Below are 18,117 nucleotides of genomic sequence, written 5' to 3' on the forward strand. Positions count from 1 at the left end.
GTTCAGCCCGCGCCGCCGCCGTCGTGGCCCGGGATCGAGCGCAGCGCGGCCCACAGCTCGGACCGGCCGGTCACGCCGAGCTTGGTGTAGATCCGCTGCAGGTGGTTCTCCACCGTGCGGGCGGAGAGGTAGAGCCGCTCGGCGATGGCCTTGCTCGTCGCACCGTGCGCGGCGAGGCGGGCCACCTGCCACTCGCGTTCGGTCAGCACGGGCGCCCCGGCCCGCAGCGCCGGCGTGCGGATCAGATCGCAACGGCCGAGCAGCCCCGCCAGGCGCTCCCGCGCGTCGCCGGCCGCCGCCGAGTGTTGCTGCCGCAGCCGCTGCAGGGCCTGGGCGGTCGCCTCGGCGGCGTACACGGTCAGCTCCAGGGCGGCGTAGTCGTCGGCGACCGCGAGCAGATCGGTGGCGGAGTCGGTCACCGCGGCTCGGGCGTGCCGGGCCAGCAGCGGCGGGAGTACGCCGTCCACCTGCTCGGACAGCTCGGCGAGGCGCTGCGCAACGGTGCGCCGCCCGCCGTCGGAACAGGTGGGCCCGACCGGCGCGCCGGCCTGGTCCAACCGGACCAGATCGTGAAGAACGTGCACCTCGTGCCCGGCGAAACCGTCCGCGCGGAGCCGGTCGGTCAGGTCGTTGAGCTGCTTCACCGCGCCCGGCAGGTCACCCGACGCGGCGAGCACCGCACCCCGGGCCTGCTCCAGCCACGGGTAGAGCACCGCCATGCCCGGCGCGTGGGTGCGGTCGGCCTCGGCCATCGCCTCGTTGGCCTGCGCCGCGTCGCCGCGCAGTGCCGCTGCCTGGGCCCGCTCGGCCTGGGCCAGACCGGCGTAGACCCGGCTGGTCGCCAGCACCGCGCAGGCGCCCAACGACGTCCGCATCGCCGAGTCGCTCTGCCCGCGCAGTCGCGCGGCGTACGCCTGGAGGATGGCCAGGTATCCGGTGCCGAGCCGGAAGTCGCCGGCGCCGGCCAGGTCGGCGAACTCGTCGGCCACGATCGCGTCGATCCCGACGAGGTCGCCGGTGAGCATGAGCCGGGTGCCGCGGGCCAACTCCAGGGCCAGTTGCAGGTACGGCATGTCGGTGCGCCAACTGGCCGCCGCGGAGTGCACCTGCGCGATCGCCGCGCCGCTGCGTGTCAGTTGACCCTGGACGGCCTGGACGTACGCGATGGTGCTGCGGGCAAGTTCGCGGGCGGCGATGCTGGCCGCGGGCCGATCGAGCACGGTTTGACTGAGCCGTACGGCGGTGGTCGTGTCGAGCCGGTGCAGCCGCATGATCGCCTCGAAGGCGTGTACCCGGGCGCGGTCGGCCGAGTCGCCGAGCTGCTCGACCCGACTCGCGATCTCCTCGACTGTCGACTCTCGACTGAGGCCCCAGTAGCTGACCATGCCGCGGACGGTCAGCCACCGGCAGAGCCGACGCTCGTCTCCGGCCTCCAGGGTCACCGCGTCGAGGACGGTGATCGCCTCGTCGGGTCGGTCGGCGAACATCAGGATCGTGGCCAGCAGCTCCGCCGCGTCCGAGCCGCCGTCCGCGTGCAGCGCGGCCCGGGCCAGCCGGGTCGCCAGCGGTACGTCGTAGCGGGTGAACGCCTGCATCGCGGCGTCCACGAGCAGGGCCGCGTCCTGTGCGGTGCCCGAGTCGAGCCGCCAGACCGCCACCCGCAGCAGGTCGTCGCGGCGGCGCTTGCCAACCTGCTCCAGCAGCTCAGCGAGGTGCGCCTGGAGGCGCCGGGTGCGGCTGACGGGGCACCGGCGACGCATCACCTCGCCGTAGAGCGGGTGGGCCAGGCGTACGTTTGTCCGCCGGTCGTGCTGGACGACGGTGATCAGCCCGCGCTCCTCGGCGCACTCCACATCGGACTGCTCGGCGGCCTGGTTGAGCAGGTGCAGGCCGAGCGGCTCGCCGAAGGCGACCAGCTCGACGACCGTGCGAACGCCGTCGGTGAGCTGCCCGACACGGGTGTCGATCAGCTCGGTGAGGCTGGGGGCCAGCTCCAGTCGCCCGGTCCACTTCCAGATCCCGTAGGTGCGCTTCAACTCCTCGCTGCCGTTCGCGGCGTGCACCAGCTCGCGCAGCAGCAGCGGGTTGCCGGCCGACAGTCGGCCGAGCCGGTCGGCCGAGCCGGCGTCGACCGGGCCACCCAGGATCGCCGCCAGCAGGCCGGCGGTCTCCGACGGTGGCATGGGGGTCAGCTCGACGTGCTCGACCAGGTCGTCGGTCCAGAGTGCGCGGATCGGCAGCGGGATCTGTTCGCCGTCGCGCAGGGTGCCCACGACTGTGGCGTTGTCGGCGCGGGCGACCAGGTGGACCAGCGCCGCGGAGGGCGGGTCGAGCAGGTGCGCGTCGTCGATGGCGAGCACGATCCGGCGGCCGGCGGCCTGCTGTTGCAGGACATCCAATGCCCAGCGGAGGATGCCGGCGGGGGAGAGGCCCTGGGGCTGCTCCGCCGGGAGGACCTGCACCAGCCCGCCGAACGGCAGCGCCGCGGTGGTGGCGCTGGCCGCGATGGACCAGATCGCGTACCGGTCGGTGGGCAGGGTGCTGACACCCTCGCGCAGCAGCCGGCTCTTGCCGATGCCCGCGCTGCCGCTGAAGAAGAGCCCTCGACCGGCCTCGCCGGTCACCGCCGCCAGCAGGCGGTTGAGCTCATCGGTTCGGCCGACGAACTTCCATCGACTCATCCGCGCAGCATATCCATCGAATCCCGTCCGCGCCCGCACCGTCACGCATCGAAGTTGAGTAGCCACACAATTACCGGTGAGTATCCGAAGTGTTCCGCCTGGTCGGCCGGCCGAACGTACTCTTCCGACATCCGGGTGGTGTCACCGGATTTCCACACGACCGGCGCGCCGGTCGCCTGCCCTGGGAGGCCACCCGATGCAGCAGGGCCCTCTCCCCTCGCTCGACTCGTCCGGCGACATGGCCAGCTCAGCCGACCTGCCGAGTTGTGGCCCGCTGCCCACCGAGCTCGGTGTGCCCGTTCCCCGGTCGGACGAGCCGCTCGGCGTGGTCGCCGTCGGCCCGGCCGGTGCCGACAGGCGTGCGGTCCTCGCCACCCTCGTCGGGCTCGACCCGGTGATGCTCACCGTGCCGGCGGGCAGTTGGCTGCTGGTCCGGCACGCCCAGGTGCCCACCCGGGCGGCGTTCGTCCCCGGCTACCGCCAGCCGCACTCGTACGGCGCGGATCGGGACGCCGCCGGCCCGGCGCTGGCCCGTCCACCGCGGCGGGTCGAGCTGAGCGTGCCCGAGCCGCTGCTGCGCCACTTCACACTGATCGACACCCCCGACACGGGCGCGCTCGGCGTGGCCGGCGTCCGGGTGCTACGCGACGCCGTCGGCCGGGCCGGAGCGCTGCTCTTCGTGATCGCGGCGGATCAGGCGTTCACCGCCCAGGAGTTGAACCTGCTCGCCGAGGTGGCCGCGGCCCCGGTCGAGGTCGTGTTCGCGGTGACCCCGGGTGCGGCCGGTTGGGCGCAGCTGGCCGACGGGGTGGCGATGACGGAGGACGCGGGGGCGTCCGTCTCGCCATCCGGCCGCCGGTCCGGGGAGGTGGATCCGGTGGCGGTGACCGTCGAGGCGCACCGGGCGGCGCTGCTGGCCGCGGTCCCCTCCCTGGCCGGCGCGCGGTGGTTCCCGGTCGACGGCGCCGATTCCGCCGACGACCTGCGCCGGGCGTTGGTGGGCTGGTCGGCGAGCGAGGGGTTGCAGCGGGCCAGCACCGATCCGCCGGTGCTGCCGGGGCAGCACGACCGGGTGGCGGTGTCCGCCGACCCGGGGGACTGGTCCGAGCGGCTCGACCGGCAGACCCGCTCCTGCGCCCAGCGGATCCGCCAGCACCTGGCCCTGGAACTGGCGAACGTCCATCTACGGGCCGTCCAGGAGATCGTCTTCGGGGTCGGCTGTGCCGGCCTGCCGGACCTGCTCGACCGGGAGATGGCGGCGTTGTCACTGCTGGCCACGGCGCAGTGCGACCACGCGGTGCGGGGCGTCGTGGCCGACGCCGCCGCCCAGGTGCTCGGCGCGACACCGGCGGAGGGCGTCCGCCGCCGGATCGCCACCGCCGTCCAGTACGGCCTGGCCGATCACCGCCCGGGGCGCGACCTGGACCGGGTCCTGCTGATCACGAGTACGGCGGGTGTGGCCGGGCTGACCGGCGCGGAGGCGATCGACGCGCTCGCCGGCTATCCGGCGGTGACCCGTGACGAGGTGCTTCCTCCGGTCGCGGTGGCGCTCTCCGGCGGGTGCTGGCAGCAGTGGCGTACGCCGGGCAACGACGACCACAACGCCGCGCGGGCCTGGTCCCAGCGGGCGTTGCGGGAGGTCGAGTTGGAGCTTTCCCGGGAGATCTCCCGGCGGTTCGAGGTGATCCGCCTCTCGCTGAACGTGGTGCTCTCCGACGCTGTCGACCACGGCATCCTGCTCGCCTGACGGTGTGGTCACCTACCGGCTCGGGTCCGCCCCGCACCTCGCGTTCGACGAGGCGCGGGGTGGTGGCGGGGTGCTCATGACGGGTGATCCTGGTTCCCCCGGCGTTCCGGTTCCTCGGTTCCGGGAAACCGGTGGCACGATGGGGGGCATGGCGGCTCCACAGGTTGCACCGGTCGAGACGCCGGCCACTGACGACGTGCCGGCGCCCGACCGGCAATGGGTGACGATCGTGTGGGACGACCCGGTCAACCTGATGACGTACGTGACCTGGGTCTTCCAGAAGCTGTTCGGCTACAGCCGGGAGAGGGCGGAGCAGCTCATGCTGGACGTGCACCACAAGGGCCGCGCCGTGGTCTCCACGGGGGCCCGGGAGCGGATGGAGCACGACGCGTCGCAGCTGCACGCGTACGGCCTGTGGGCGACGGTGGATCGCTCGTGAGCGCGAGGAGTGAGCCGGGTTTGCGAGCCCCGCAGTCGCGAACAGGAAAGGCATCGTGAGCATGTTCCGGCGGCAGGCCGGCCGCTATGTCGCCACCTTCGCGGTGGACGAGGTGCGGGTGCTGCGGAAGGTCGCCTCCGAGGTGGTCGGTCTGCTCACCGACGGTTTCGACCACACGGACCCGGTGGTGGGTCGGCTGTTCCCGGCGGTCTACCCGGAGGACGCGAGCGGCACGGCGGAGTTCCGCCGCTATACCGAGGGTGATCTGAAGACCGCCAAGATCGACCAGGCGGGGGCCATCCTGGCCGCGCTGCCCGACGAGGCCGGCGGCGAGGTGCGGTTGGACGCCGAGGCGGCCGAGGCGTGGCTGCGGGCGCTCAACGACGCGCGGCTGGCGATGGGTGTCCGGCTGGAGATCAAGGACGGCACGGATCTGGGTGAGGAGTTGGACGACGCGGTGACCGAGGATCCGGGCTCGAGCCGGGTGTTCCAGCTGTCGGTCTACGCGTATCTCGGATATCTGCAGGAGTCGCTGCTCAACGCCTTGATCGACTAGGCGTGACCGGCACCACTTCAGGGCCCGCCCGGTAGGCGTTAGGCTGGTGCACGTGCTGAGCATCGACCGGTCGATCATCGACGCGATCGTCGCCCACGCGCGCCGGGATCACCCCGACGAGGCGTGCGGCGTCGTCGCCGGCGCCGTCGGCAGCGACACCCCGACCCGGCACATCCCGATGGACAACGTCGCGCGGTCGATGACCTTCTACGAGTTCGACTCGATGGAGCATCTGCGGGTGTGGCGCGAGATGGACGACCGGGACGAGGAGCCCGTCGTCATCTACCACTCGCACACGGCCACCGAGGCGTACCCGTCCCGGACGGATGTCTCCTTCGCCGGCGAGCCGGGCGCGCACTACCTGCTCGTCTCGACCCGCGAGCCCGACTCGGAGGAGATCCGGTCGTTCCGGATCGTCGACGGCGTGGTCACCGAGGAGCCGGTCCAGATCGTGGAGGCCGGTGTCGACCCGCACGCCGTGCAGTCCTACATGTTCGGGCAGAGCCCGGCGACGGTCGACTACGAGTGTTCCGGCCGCTGACCCGTCAGCGTTCGCACCCGTTCTTCCCGTCACCGTTGGCACACCCGTTTGAGGAGCACGACATCATGGCCATCGAGATTCGCATCCCCACCATCCTGCGCAGCTACACCGGCGGCGCCAAGGTCGTCGAGGGCTCCGGCGACACGCTTGGCGACCTGCTCACCGACCTGGACTCGCGGCACGCCGGGCTGCGTGGCCGTCTGGTCACCGAGGCCGGCGCGCTGCACCGTTTCGTGAACGTCTACGTCAACGACGAGGACGTCCGCTTCCTCGGCGCGCTCGACGCGAAGCTGTCCGACGGTGACAGCGTCACCATCCTGCCGGCGGTGGCCGGCGGCGCGTTCGGCTTCGCGGCGGCAGCCGCGATCAGCTCGCACAGCGCCGCGGCAGCCGCGATCAGCTCGCACAGCGCCGCGGCAGCCGTGGCCGGCTCCCGCAGCGCCGCCGTCGCGGCTCGCTGAGGACGGCCGCCATGGCGCGGTACGACAGCCTGCTCGATGCCTGTGGGGGCACGCCGCTCGTCGGTCTGCCCCGGCTCTCTCCGACGGTGCCCGAGGGTGCCCCGCCGGTGCGGCTCTGGGCGAAGCTGGAGGACCGGAACCCCACGGGCAGCATCAAGGACCGCGCGGCGATGTTCATGGTCCGCGCGGCGGAGGAGGCCGGCCGGCTCCGGGCGGGTGACACCATCCTGGAGCCGACCAGCGGCAACACCGGCATCTCGTTGGCCATGGTGGCCAAGCTGCGCGGCTACCGGCTGGTCTGCGTGATGCCCGAGAACGTCTCCACCGAGCGGGTGCAGCTGCTCCGCATGTACGGTGCGGAGATCATCTTCTCGGAGGCGGCGGGCGGCTCCAACCAGGCCGTCGCGACGGCCAAGCAGATCGCCGCGGAGCACCCGGACTGGGTGATGCTCTACCAGTACGGCAACGAGGCGAACGCGCGGGCGCACTACGAGACGACCGGCCCGGAGCTGCTGCACGACCTGCCCACCATCACGCACTTCGTGGCCGGGCTGGGCACCACCGGCACCCTGATGGGCACCGGGCGCTACCTGCGCGAGAAGGTCGAGGGCATCCAGGTCGTGGCGGCGGAGCCGCGCTACGGCGAGCTGGTCTACGGGCTGCGCAACATCGACGAGGGGTACGTGCCGGAGCTGTACGACGCGTCGGTGCTGTCCCGGCGCTTCTCGGTCGGCACCCGGGACGCGGTGCTGCGTACCCGTCAGCTCGTCGAGGTGGAGGGCATCTTCGCCGGGTTCTCCACAGGTGCGATCCTGCACGCCGCGCTCGCCGTGGCGCACGAGGCGGTCCGCGACGGCCGGCGTGCGGACGTGGCGTTCGTGGTCTGCGACGGCGGCTGGAAATACCTGTCCACCGGCGCGTACGGCGGCACTCTCGCAGATGCCGAGGAAGCGCTGGAGGGCCAGCTCTGGGCCTGACCGCAGGGGTCTTCGCGAACGGGCCGTCGGCGTGCGCGTCGGCGGCCCGTCTCGTCGCCGGCTCGCTGTGAGCAGGTGTCACGTTCGTGACAACTTCCAACGGATGATTCTTGTCGCCGGGCACCCCAGCGTAGGCTGCGCAGCGTGGCGTACGCGTCGGTAGAGATCATGGCCGGGACCACCGCCGGCATGGATGCTACTGACAGTAGCAGTGAGACAACTCGATGCGACTGACCGTCCTCGGGTGTGCCGGTAGCTTCCCCGGCCCGGAGTCACCGTGCTCCGCCTATCTCGTCGAGGCGGACGGCTTCCGCCTCCTGGTCGACTTCGGCCCGGGGTCGCTGTCCAGCCTCCAGCGCTACGTCGGGCTGCACGCCCCCGACGCGATCCTGCTGACCCACCTGCATTGTGACCACATCCTCGACGCCGCGTCGTACGTGGTTGTCCGCCGGTACGCCCCGGACGGCCCCTACCCGCCCTTGCCCGTGTACGCGCCCTCCGGCGCACCGGACCGGCTCAGCGCCGCCTACGGCGACAACGGCACCGTGGAGGACGTCTACCAGTTCTACGCCTTGCAGCCGGGCACCTTTCCGATCGGGCCGTTCGCGGTCACCGTCGACCGGGTCAACCACCCCGTCGAGACGTACGGCGTGCGGTTGGAGCACGGTGGTCGGTCGCTGTGCTACTCGTCGGACACCGCTCCCTGCGACGCGTTGCTGCGCCTGGCGCAGAACGTCGACGTGTTCCTGTGCGAGGCCAGCTACCTCGATGGTGTGGACAATCCTCCGGACCTGCACCTGACCGGTCGGGAGGCCGGCGAGACGGCGACCAAGGCGGTGGTGGGCAAGCTGCTGCTCACCCACCTGGTCGCGGCCTGGGGCAGCGAGGCGCACACGTTGGAGTCGGCCGCGGCCGCGTACACCGGGCCGCTCGAGGTGGTCCGGGCCGGCGCCAGCTACGACATCTGACGCCCGTCGCGGCGGTGTTGTGCCCTGCTGTTCGCCGGCCGGTCAGCGGCCTGTCGCCTGCCGCACCCGTGGCGCCCGCACGGTGTGGGCATGCGGATCGCCATCGTGACCGAGTCGTTCCCGCCGGACGTGAACGGCGTCACGCACTCCGTGGCGCGTACGGCGGAGCATCTGCTGGCCCGGGGCCACGAGCCGGTCGTCATCGCGCCCGCCCCGACCGGGGCGGCACGGCGGGACATCGAGGGGCTGCCCTACCCGGTGGTGCGTATCCCGAGCGTGCCGCTGCCCCGTTACCAGGGCTTCCGGCTGGGTGTGCCGACGACCACCCGGCTGGCGGGGGCGTTGCTGTCGGCAGCGCCCGACGTGGTGCACCTGGCCAGTCCGTTCGTCCTCGGTGCCCGCGCGGCCACGCTCGCCAGCCGGTACGGGTTGCCCATGGTGGCGGTCTACCAGACCGACGTGGCGGCCTACGCCAGGGCGTACCGGGTGAGTTGGGGTGAGGCGGCCGCGTGGCGGCGGCTTCGGGAGACCCACAATCTGGCCCAGCGGACTCTCGCGCCGTCGACGCGGGCGGCTGGCGACCTGATCGCCAACGGGGTGCGGCGGATCTGGTTGTGGGGCCGGGGGGTGGACGCGGTCCGGTTCGATCCGGCCAAGCGGTGCCCGGAGCTGCGGCGCCGGCTGGCCCCCGACGGTGAGCTGCTGGTCGGCTACGTCGGCCGGCTCACCCCGGAGAAGCGGGTGGAGCTGCTGGCGGCGACGTCCCGGCTGCCTGGTGTGCGGGTAGTGGTGGCCGGTGACGGTCCCGCCCGCCGCCAACTGACCCAGGCGCTGCCGGCTGTGGACTTCCTGGGCGTGCAGCACGGCGAGGACCTGGCCCGGCTCTACGCCAGCCTGGACGTGTTCGTGCACACCGGGTCGCACGGGACGTTCGGCCAGACTCTGCAGGAGGCGTTGGCTTCGGGGGTGCCGGTGGTCGCACCGTCCAGTGGTGGGCCTGTCGACCTGGTCGACTCGGGAACGACAGGGCTGCTGGTCGCGCCGGACGACGGGGACGCCCTGGCCGCCGCGGTGGCCGCGCTGGCCGGGGACGCCGACCGGCGGCGGGCGTACGGGGTGGCCGCCCGGGCCGCGGTTCGCCGGCGCAGTTGGGCGGCCGTCGGCGACGAGCTGGTCGGGCACTATTCGGCGGTACGCGCCCAGTCCGCCACCGTCGACCTGCGGTGCGCGTCGTGAGTGCGCCGGTCGAGGGGTTCCTCCGGGTGAACGACGCGGACGCTGCTCGGGGCACCCCGAGCGACGGAGATCGCCGCACCGCATAGGGTGCAGGGCATGGCGCGACCTGACGGGCGAGGGCCCTCTCAACTTCGACCGGTGACCCTGACCCGGGGCTGGAGCACCCATCCGGAGGGCTCGGTGCTCGTCGAGTTCGGCGGCACCCGGGTGCTGTGCACGGCGAGCGTCACCGAGGGCGTGCCCCGCTGGCGCAAGGGCTCCGGGCTCGGCTGGGTGACCGCCGAGTACGCGATGCTGCCCCGCGCCACCAACACCCGCTCGGACCGGGAGAGCGTGAAGGGCCGCGTCGGTGGCCGTACGCACGAGATCTCTCGCCTGATCGGGCGCAGCCTGCGCGCCAGCATCGACCTCAAGGCGCTCGGCGAGAACTCGATCGTGCTCGACTGCGACGTGCTGCAGGCCGACGGCGGCACGCGTACGGCCGCGATCACCGGCGCGTACGTGGCGTTGCACGACGCGGTGGGCTGGCTGGCCTCCCGCAAGGCCCTCGCCGGCAAGCCGGAGAAGGTCATGCACCGCTCCGTCGCCGCCGTCAGCGTCGGAATCATCGCCGGCGAGGCGCGACTGGACCTCTGCTACGAGGAGGACGTGGCCGCCGAGGTGGACATGAACGTGGTGTGCACCGGCGCGGGAGACTTCGTCGAGGTGCAGGGCACCGGCGAGGCGGGCGTGTTCGCCCGTGACCAGCTCGACAGCCTGCTCGACCTGGCCGTTGCCGGTTGCGCCGAGCTGGCCGAAGCCCAGCGAAAGGCACTCGCGTGAACAAGGTCCTGCTGGCTACGCGTAACCGTAAGAAGCTTGTCGAGCTGCAGCGGATCCTGGACGGCGCGCTCGGCGCGCACCGGATCGCCCTGCTCGGGCTGGACGACGTGCCGGAGTACCCGGAGCTGCCGGAGACCGGCCTCACCTTCGGCGAGAACGCGCTGATCAAGGCGCGGGAGGGCTGCCGGCGTACCGGGTTGCCGACGATCGCCGACGACTCCGGGCTCGCCGTGGACGCGCTCAACGGGATGCCGGGGGTGTTCAGCGCCCGCTGGTCCGGCAAGCACGGCGACGACGGGGCCAACCTCCAGCTGGTGCTGGACCAGATCGGTGACGTGCCGGACGAGCACCGGGCCGCGTCCTTCGTCTGCACGGTGGCGCTGGTGCTGCCCGGCGGCAAGGAGCACCTGGTCGACGGTCGGCAGTCCGGCCGGGTGTTGCGCGCGCCGCGCGGCGACGGCGGGTTCGGCTACGACCCGATCTTCCTGGGTGACGGGCAGGACCGCACCAACGCCGAGCTGACCCCGCAGGAGAAGGACGCGGTCAGCCACCGCGGCAAGGCACTGCGCGAGCTGGCGAAGCTGGTCGCGAAGGTACTGCCGCCCGCGGCCTGACGGTCGCGAAGGTACTGCCGCCCGCGGCCTGACGGTCGCGAAGGTGCTGTCGCGCGGCCTGACGGTCGCGAAGGTGCTGCCGCCCGCCGCCTGACCCGCGGCGGGCGACAGCCACCCGTGGAGGTCAGCCCAGCGGGCCGACCTCCCGTTCGATGGCGGCGCGCAGCTCCGGCCCGGCGACGACGGCGCGGGCCGCCTCCATCACGGGTGCGAGGAACACGTCCGGGCCGGGCTCACCGGCCGCCGGACCGAGCGCGGCGACGGCGGCCCGGCCGGCCGGCGACGGCACCAGCGGCGCGCGCAGTTGCAGGCCGCGTACGCCTGCCAGCAACTCGACGGCGAGCAGGCTGGTCAGGTTGTCCAGCACGGTGCGCAGCTTCTTGGCGGCCGCCCAGCCCATCGAGACGTGGTCCTCCTGCATGCCGCTTGTGGGCAGCGAGTCCACCGAGGCGGGGGCGGCCAGCCGCCGGTTCTCCGCGACGATCCCGGCCGCCGTGTACTGGGCGATCATCAGGCCGGAGTTGACCCCGGCGTCGGGGGAGAGGAACGCGGGCAGTTCCCGGGAGCGGGTGACGTCCAGCAGCCGGTCCACCCGCCGCTCGGCGATCGCGCCCACCTCGGCGGCGGCGATGGCGAGGAAGTCGGCGGCGAAGCCCAGTGGCGCACCGTGGAAGTTCCCGGTGGACTCGACCCGGCCGTCGGGCAGCACGACCGGGTTGTCCACGACCGACACCAGTTCGCGGGCCGCGACGGTGCGGACGAAGTCCAGGGTGTCCCGGGCCGCACCGGCGACCTGCGGCGCGCAGCGCATCGAGTAGGCGTCCTGCACGGCGTGCGCCAGGTCGTCGCGGTGTGAGTCCATGACGCGGGAGTCCTGCAACAGCCGGTGGATGTTCGCCGCCGACGTCGCCTGGCCGGGGTGGGGTCGGATGGCGTGCAGCTCGGGCAGGAACGGCCGTTCCGAGCCGAGCATCGCCTCGATGGCCAGCGCGGCTGTCACGTCGGCCATGGCGAACAGGTGCGCGGCGTCGTGGATGGCCAGCAGCAGCATGCCGAGCATGCCGTCGGTGCCGTTGATCAGCGCCAGCCCCTCCTTGGCGGCCAGCTCGACAGGCGTGAGCCCGGCGGCGTGCAGCACCTCGGCCGCGTCGCGCCGCTCGCCGGCCGGGCCGAGCACCCAGCCCTCACCGAGCAGCACGAGCGCGCAGTGCGCCAGCGGCGCGAGGTCGCCGGAGGCGCCCAGCGAACCGTGCTCCGGCACCCACGGGGTGATGTCGTGGTTGAGCAGGTCGACGAGCGCCTCGGCGACCAGCGGGCGGACCCCGGAGCGGCCCAGGGCGAGCGAGCGTACCCGCAGCAGCATCATGGCCCGCACCACCTCGCGCGGCATCGGGGCGCCCACCCCGGCGGCGTGCGAGCGGATCAGCGCGTGTTGCAGCTCCGCCCGCCGCTCGGGCGCGACGAAGGTGTTGGCGAGCGCGCCGAACCCGGTCGACACGCCGTACACGGGCCGTCCGGCGGCCTCGATGCCGTCCACGATCGCGCGGCTGGTCGCCATCGCGTCGCGGGTGGCCGGGGCGAGGGTCACCGTGGCGGTGCCGCGCGCCACCGCGAGGACGTCGTCTGCGGTGATACCGGTGGGCTGGATGATCACGGTCGTCACTGTGGAACTCCGTTGCGTATTACCTGGCGGATCAGGGGGACACCGGGCCGGTAGGCCAGGTGCAGGTACGAGGGGGCGTCCAGGACGACCAGGTCGGCCCGTGCGCCGGGGGTGAGCACGCCGACGTCGTCGCGGCGCAGCGCCCGCGCGCCACCGGCGGTCGCCGCCCACAGCGCCTCCGCCGGGGTCATCCGCATCTCCCGGACGGCGAGGGCGATGCAGAACGGCATCGACGAGGTGTACGACGAGCCGGGGTTGCAGTCCGTCGCCAGCGCCACTGTGACTCCGGCGTCGAGCAGCCGGCGGGCGTCCGGGTACGGCGAGCGGGTGGAGAACTCGGCGCCGGGCAGCAGGGTGGCGACCGTGGAGGTGTGCCGGCCCTCGTGGCACATGCAGTCGATCCGGGTCGACGCCAGCGCGTCCACGTCGGCGTCGGACAGGTGGGTGCAGTGGTCCACGCTTGCCGCGCCCAGTTCCACTCCGAGCCGCACACCCGGCCCGGGGCCGAGTTGGTTGGCGTGCAGCCGCACACCGAGCCCCACGGCCTGCCCGCAGGCGAGGATGGCTCGGGCGTGGTCGACGTCGAAGGCGCCCCGTTCGCAGAACACGTCGATCCACCTGGCATGCGGCGCGGCGGCGGCAAGCATCGGCCCGCAGACCAGTCCGACGTAGTCGTCCGGACGGTCGGCGTACTCGGCGGGGACCACGTGCGCGCCGAGGAAGGTGGTGTCCTCGGTGAACTCGGCGGCGATCCGCAGCGAGCGGGCCTCGTCGGCGACGCTCAGCCCGTACCCACTCTTGATCTCGATGGTCGTGGTGCCCTGGCGCAGCGCCTCCCCGCGCAGCCTGCGCACGGTGGCCCGCAGCTCGTCGTCGGTGGCGGCCCGGGTCGCGCCGACGGTGGTGCGGATGCCCCCGCCGGTGTAGGGCTCGCCGGCCATCCGGGCGGCGAACTCGGCGGCCCGGTCCCCGGCGAAGACCAGATGCGCGTGGCTGTCCACGAACCCGGGCAGTACGGCGGCCCCACCGGCGTCGACCCGCCGGTCGGCGGCCGGCGCGTACGCGGCCGGCCCGACCCAGGCCACGCGGCCCTCCTCGATCAGCACTGCCGCCCCGCGGCGGATGCCCAGCGGGCCCTCGCCGACGCCGTTGGTGACCAACTCGCCGATGTTGTCGACAAGCAGGGCGCTCATGAGGGGATCACCGCCTCGATGGACGCCGACAGTTCGGCAGGCACGTCCACGCTCAGGTGCCGGCCCTCGGCCACCACCACGCGGCCGTCCACCACCACCTGCTCGACGTCGGCCGCCCCGGCCGCGAAGAAGGCCCCCACCGGCGGCACTCCGGCGGTGCGGGCGCTGTCGAGTCGTACCGTGACCAGGTCGGCGCGGGCGCCGACGGCGATCCGCCCGCCGTCGGCCCAGCCGAGCGCGGCGTGCCCGGCGGCGGTCGCCATGGTCAGCAGACCGGCTGGGGTGAAGTGGCCGCGGCGGCGGGTGCGCAGCCGTTCGTCCAGCTCCACCGCCCGGGTCTCCTCGAACAGGTCGACGACGGCGTGGCTGTCGCTGCCCAGGCTCAGCCGGATCCCCGCGTCAGCCATCCGCCGGGCCGGGCCGATGCCGTCGGCGAGGTCGCGTTCGGTGGTGGGGCAGAGACACACACCGGTCCGGCTGTCGCCGAGCAGCGTCAGGTCGCCGCTTGTCGGGTGGGTGGCGTGCACGGCCGTGGTGTCCGACCCGAGCACGCCGTGCTCGGCGAGCAACGCGCTGGGCGTACGCCCGTGCACGGCCCGGCACTCGTCGTTCTCGGCGGGCTGCTCGGAGAGGTGCACGTGCAGCGGCGCCCGCCGCTCCCGGGCCCAGGCGGCGACCGTGCCGAGCTGGTCGGCCGGGACCGCCCGCACCGAGTGCACGGCAGCGCCCACCCGGACGTGCGAGTCCGCCGGCGCGAACGCCGACACCCGCTGCGCCCAGCGGGCCGCGTCGCCGTCGCCGAAGCGCCGCTGCGGCCCGGCGAGCGGCCGGCCGTCGACCCCGGCGCTCAGGTAACAGGTGTCCAGCAGGGTGAGCCGGATGCCTGCGTGCGCGGCGGCCTCGACAAGCGCCGCCCCCATCGCGTTCGGGTCGTCGTACGCGCCGCCGTCGGGCCGGTGGTGCAGGTAGTGGAACTCGCCGACGCACGTGATCCCCGCGAGGGCCATCTCGGCGTAGACGGCGCGGGCCAGCGCCAGGTAGGTGTCCGGGTCCAGCCGGTCCGCCACCGCGTACATCCGGTCCCGCCAGCTGAAGAAGTCGCCCCGGCCGCCGTGGGTACGCCCGCGCAGAGCCCGGTGGAAGGCGTGCGAGTGCACGTTCGCGAGGCCGGGCACTGTCAGGCCGGGCAGCGGCACCGCATCGGCGTACACGTCCACACCGGCGCTCGGCCGGCCCGGAGCGGCCAACGCGGTCACAGCGGTGATCACCCCACCGTCGGTCTCGATGAGCACGTCGGGCGTGGGCTGGGCGAGATCGGGCAGCCAGGCGTACTCGGCCAGCCAGCGGGTCGGTGTCACAGGCATGTCAGCTCCTCCAACACGCGCGCCAGCGCACGCACCCCGGCGGCGCAGTCGTCGTCGGTCGCGGCCTCGGCGGGGGAGTGCGACACCCCTGTCGGGTTGCGCACGAAGAGCATCGCCGTGGGCAGGTGCGCGGCGAGCACCCCCGCGTCGTGCCCCGCACCGGTCGGCAGCACCGGCGCGTCGAGCAGCGTCGCCAGGCGCTTGGCCAGCCCACCGTCGAAGGCGACGAGCGGCGTCACCGACTCCTCGGTGACTGTCACCTCCGTACCGTCGCGGCGGGCCCGCTCGGCGAGCTTGCCCCGGACCGCGTCGACGAGCCCGGTCAGGGTCTCCGGGTCGGCGGCGCGGGCGTCCAGCCAGCCGGTCACCCGCGACGGGATGGCGTTCGTGGCGTTGGGCTCGACGGACACCCGGCCCACTGTGGCGTGCGCCCCGCGCAGCCGGGCCTCCTTGTTGGCCGCCAGCACCGTGAACGCGTAGGTGAGCATCGGGTCGCGGCGGTCGGCCATCCGGGTCGTACCCGCGTGGTTGCCCTCGCCGACCACGTCGAAGCGCCAGCGGCCGTGCGGCCAGATCGCGCTCGCCACGCCGACCGGCGCGTCCACGTCGACAAGCGCGCGGCCCTGCTCGACGTGCAGCTCCACGAAGACACCGAACCGGCCCAGCAGCTCCGGTCGGGCGCCCGCCGGTCGGTCGCCGAGCGCCTCGGCGAAGCTCACCCCGGCCGCGTCGCGCAGGCCGGCCGCGCGGTCGGCCGCCAGCGCGCCGGTGAGCAGCCGCGAGCCCAGACAGGGTACGCCGAAACGGGCGCCCTCCTCCTCGACGAACGCGCCCAGCACCAGCGGCCGGACGGGTGTGACCCCGGCGGCGCGCAGCTCGTCCACGGCCAGGAACGCGCTGACGATGCCGAGCGGCCCGTCGTACGCCCCGCCGTGCGGCACCGAGTCGAAGTGGCTGCCGGTCAGCACCGCGTCGGCGCCCTCGGGGTCACCCCAGTGGGCGAACAGGTTGCCGTTGCCGTCCTCGGTGACCGGCAGGCCCCGCCGTCGCGCCTGCGCACGGAACCAGGCCCGCAACTCCGTCTCCGGCTCGGTCAACGCATACCGCAGATAGCCGCCGCTGCTGGCGTCCCGCCCGACCGGGGCGATCTCGTCCCACATGGCTCGGAAACGGGAGGAGAGGTCGTCGCTCATGCGGGTGCCTCGGTCATGGGCACCCGGACGCCGGTGCGCTCGGCGACCTCGCGGGCGCTGTCGTAGCCGGCGTCGACGTGCCTGATGACACCCATCGCCGGGTCGTTGGTGAGCACCCGCTCGATCTTCTGCCCCGCGAGGGCGGTGCCGTCGGCCACGCAGACCTGCCCGGCGTGGATCGACCGCCCGATGCCGACGCCACCGCCGTGGTGGATCGACACCCAGGACGCGCCGCTGGCGGTGTTGACCAGGGCGTTGAGCAGCGGCCAGTCGGCGATGGCGTCGGAGCCGTCGGCCATCCCCTCGGTCTCCCGGTACGGGCTCGCGACGCTGCCGGTGTCCAGGTGGTCCCGACCGATCACCACCGGGGCGGAGAGTTCACCGGAGGCGACCATGTCGTTGAACCGCACACCCGCCCGGTCCCGCTCACCCTGACCGAGCCAGCAGATCCGGGCCGGCAGACCCTGGAACGCGACCCGCTCACCGGCCAGCTTGATCCACCGGGCCAGCGACTCGTTCTCCGGGAACAGGTCCAGGATGGCCCGGTCGGTGGCCGCGATGTCGGCCGGATCCCCGGAGAGCGCGGCCCACCGGAACGGACCCCTGCCCTCGCAGAACAACGGCCGGATGTACGCCGGCACGAAGCCCGGGAAGTCGAAGGCGCGCTGGTAGCCGCCGAGCTGCGCCTCGCCCCGGATCGAGTTGCCGTAGTCGAACACCTCGGCGCCGGCGTCGAGGAAGCCCACCATGGCTTCGACGTGCTGCGCCATCGACGCGCGGGCCCGGTCGGTGAACTCGGCCGGCTTGGCCGTGGCGTAGTCGCGGGCGTCGGCCAGCTCGACCCCCACCGGCAGGTACGCCAGCGGGTCGTGGGCGCTGGTCTGGTCGGTCACGATGTCGATCTCGACGCCCCGGCGGAGCAGCTCGGGGAAGACCTCGGCGGCGTTGCCGACCACGCCGACGCTCAGCGCCCGCCGGTCCCGCTTCGCGGCGAGGACCCGCTCGACGGCGTCGTCCAGGGAATCGGCGACCTCGTCGAGGTAGCGGTCGTGCACGCGACGGTCCAGCCGGGTGCGGTCCACGTCCACGATCAGGCAGACGCCGTCGTTCATGGTGACCGCGAGGGGCTGCGCGCCGCCCATCCCGCCGCAGCCTGCGGTCAGTGTCAACGTGCCGGCGAGACTGCCGTCGAACCTCTTCGCGGCCACCGCGGCGAACGTCTCGTAGGTGCCCTGGAGGATGCCCTGGGTGCCGATGTAGATCCACGAACCGGCGGTCATCTGCCCGTACATCGTCAGGCCGAGCTGTTCGAGGCGGCGGAACTCCGGCCAGGTCGCCCAGTCACCGACCAGGTTCGAGTTGGCGAGCAGCACCCGGGGTGCCCACTCGTGGGTGCGCATGACCCCCACCGGGCGGCCCGACTGCACGAGCATCGTCTCGTCCTCGCGCAGGTCGGTGAGCGTACGGACCAACGCGTGGTACGACGGCCAGTCCCGCGCAGCCTTCCCGGTGCCGCCGTAGACGACCAGGTCGTCGGGGCGTTCGGCCACCTCCGGGTCGAGGTTGTTCATCAGCATCCGCAGGGCGGCCTCCTGCTGCCACCCGCGGGTGGTGAGCTGGCTGCCCCGTGCGGCACGGATGGGCTGGGTCATCTGCGGTCTC

16 protein-coding genes are annotated in these 18,117 nt (G+C 73.3%); 10 read left to right on the forward strand and 6 right to left on the reverse strand.

The window, feature by feature from the left end:
* Nucleotides 1–2 precede the first annotated feature (2 nt).
* A complete protein-coding gene (locus tag ACLQ26_RS09255) occupies nucleotides 3–2,681 on the reverse strand; it encodes a LuxR C-terminal-related transcriptional regulator (RefSeq protein ID WP_425744043.1) in 2,679 nt (892 codons plus the stop codon).
* Between the two features lie 196 nt (nucleotides 2,682–2,877).
* Between ACLQ26_RS09255 and ACLQ26_RS09260 the strand changes: the two genes are divergently transcribed.
* The 10 genes from ACLQ26_RS09260 (at nucleotide 2,878) to rdgB (ending at nucleotide 11,042) form a co-directional block, all read left to right on the forward strand.
* Nucleotides 2,878–4,428 carry a hypothetical protein gene (locus ACLQ26_RS09260; protein WP_425744044.1) on the forward strand — a complete coding sequence of 517 codons (1,551 nt, stop codon included), beginning with the start codon at nucleotides 2,878–2,880 and terminating at the stop codon, nucleotides 4,426–4,428.
* Nucleotides 4,429–4,576: 148 nt separating this feature from the next.
* Nucleotides 4,577–4,867, forward strand: coding sequence for an ATP-dependent Clp protease adapter ClpS (clpS, locus tag ACLQ26_RS09265; RefSeq protein WP_039905549.1), 291 nt, complete (start codon nucleotides 4,577–4,579; stop codon nucleotides 4,865–4,867).
* A gap of 61 nt (nucleotides 4,868–4,928) precedes the next feature.
* Nucleotides 4,929–5,423: a DUF2017 domain-containing protein gene (locus ACLQ26_RS09270; protein ID WP_234581563.1), complete on the forward strand. Its 495-nt coding sequence runs from the start codon at nucleotides 4,929–4,931 to the stop codon at nucleotides 5,421–5,423.
* Nucleotides 5,424–5,475: 52 nt separating this feature from the next.
* Nucleotides 5,476–5,964, forward strand: coding sequence for a M67 family metallopeptidase (locus ACLQ26_RS09275; RefSeq protein WP_363679034.1), 489 nt, complete (start codon nucleotides 5,476–5,478; stop codon nucleotides 5,962–5,964).
* Between the two features lie 65 nt (nucleotides 5,965–6,029).
* Nucleotides 6,030–6,425, forward strand: coding sequence for a MoaD/ThiS family protein (locus tag ACLQ26_RS09280; protein WP_425744045.1), 396 nt, complete (start codon nucleotides 6,030–6,032; stop codon nucleotides 6,423–6,425).
* Nucleotides 6,426–6,436: 11 nt separating this feature from the next.
* Entirely contained in the window at nucleotides 6,437–7,402 is a 966-nt protein-coding gene (locus tag ACLQ26_RS09285; RefSeq protein ID WP_363679038.1) for a PLP-dependent cysteine synthase family protein, read from the forward strand.
* 224 nt (nucleotides 7,403–7,626) lie between these two features.
* Nucleotides 7,627–8,370, forward strand: coding sequence for an MBL fold metallo-hydrolase (locus tag ACLQ26_RS09290; protein ID WP_425744046.1), 744 nt, complete (start codon nucleotides 7,627–7,629; stop codon nucleotides 8,368–8,370).
* A 90-nt stretch (nucleotides 8,371–8,460) separates the two neighbouring features.
* Complete coding sequence (locus ACLQ26_RS09295; RefSeq protein WP_425744047.1) at nucleotides 8,461–9,606, forward strand: glycosyltransferase family 4 protein; 1,146 nt, start codon at nucleotides 8,461–8,463, stop codon at nucleotides 9,604–9,606.
* Between the two features lie 96 nt (nucleotides 9,607–9,702).
* Nucleotides 9,703–10,428, forward strand: a complete 726-nt coding sequence (gene rph / locus ACLQ26_RS09300; protein ID WP_425744048.1) for a ribonuclease PH — start codon at nucleotides 9,703–9,705, stop codon at nucleotides 10,426–10,428.
* The gene (gene rdgB, locus ACLQ26_RS09305) at nucleotides 10,425–11,042 is read left to right on the forward strand and encodes an RdgB/HAM1 family non-canonical purine NTP pyrophosphatase (RefSeq protein ID WP_425744049.1); all 618 of its coding nucleotides are present in this window, start codon (nucleotides 10,425–10,427) and stop codon (nucleotides 11,040–11,042) included. The genes rph and rdgB overlap by 4 nt, the downstream gene beginning before the upstream one ends.
* Before the next feature lie 124 nt (nucleotides 11,043–11,166).
* Here rdgB and hutH read toward each other — a convergent pair whose 3' ends face one another.
* From hutH to hutU, 5 genes are read right to left on the reverse strand one after another with little or no spacing between them, the layout of a single operon-like run.
* Nucleotides 11,167–12,705, reverse strand: coding sequence for a histidine ammonia-lyase (hutH, locus tag ACLQ26_RS09310; RefSeq protein ID WP_425744050.1), 1,539 nt, complete (start codon nucleotides 12,703–12,705; stop codon nucleotides 11,167–11,169).
* Nucleotides 12,702–13,898 (reverse strand): imidazolonepropionase, encoded by a 1,197-nt coding sequence (hutI, locus tag ACLQ26_RS09315; protein ID WP_425744051.1) that lies wholly within the window; start codon nucleotides 13,896–13,898, stop codon nucleotides 12,702–12,704. Before hutI ends, hutH begins: the two co-directional genes overlap by 4 nt.
* On the reverse strand, nucleotides 13,895–15,262 hold the full coding sequence (locus tag ACLQ26_RS09320; RefSeq protein ID WP_425744052.1) for a formimidoylglutamate deiminase: 1,368 nt from the start codon (nucleotides 15,260–15,262) through the stop codon (nucleotides 13,895–13,897). Before ACLQ26_RS09320 ends, hutI begins: the two co-directional genes overlap by 4 nt.
* Nucleotides 15,253–16,455 (reverse strand): allantoate amidohydrolase, encoded by a 1,203-nt coding sequence (locus ACLQ26_RS09325; RefSeq protein WP_425744053.1) that lies wholly within the window; start codon nucleotides 16,453–16,455, stop codon nucleotides 15,253–15,255. Before ACLQ26_RS09325 ends, ACLQ26_RS09320 begins: the two co-directional genes overlap by 10 nt.
* Nucleotides 16,452–18,107: a urocanate hydratase gene (gene hutU / locus ACLQ26_RS09330; RefSeq protein WP_425744054.1), complete on the reverse strand. Its 1,656-nt coding sequence runs from the start codon at nucleotides 18,105–18,107 to the stop codon at nucleotides 16,452–16,454. The genes ACLQ26_RS09325 and hutU overlap by 4 nt, the downstream gene beginning before the upstream one ends.
* Nucleotides 18,108–18,117 lie beyond the last annotated feature (10 nt).

The sequence above is a fragment of the Micromonospora sp. DT43 genome, assembly GCF_049841645.1.
Classification (GTDB): Bacteria; Actinomycetota; Actinomycetes; order Mycobacteriales; family Micromonosporaceae; genus Micromonospora.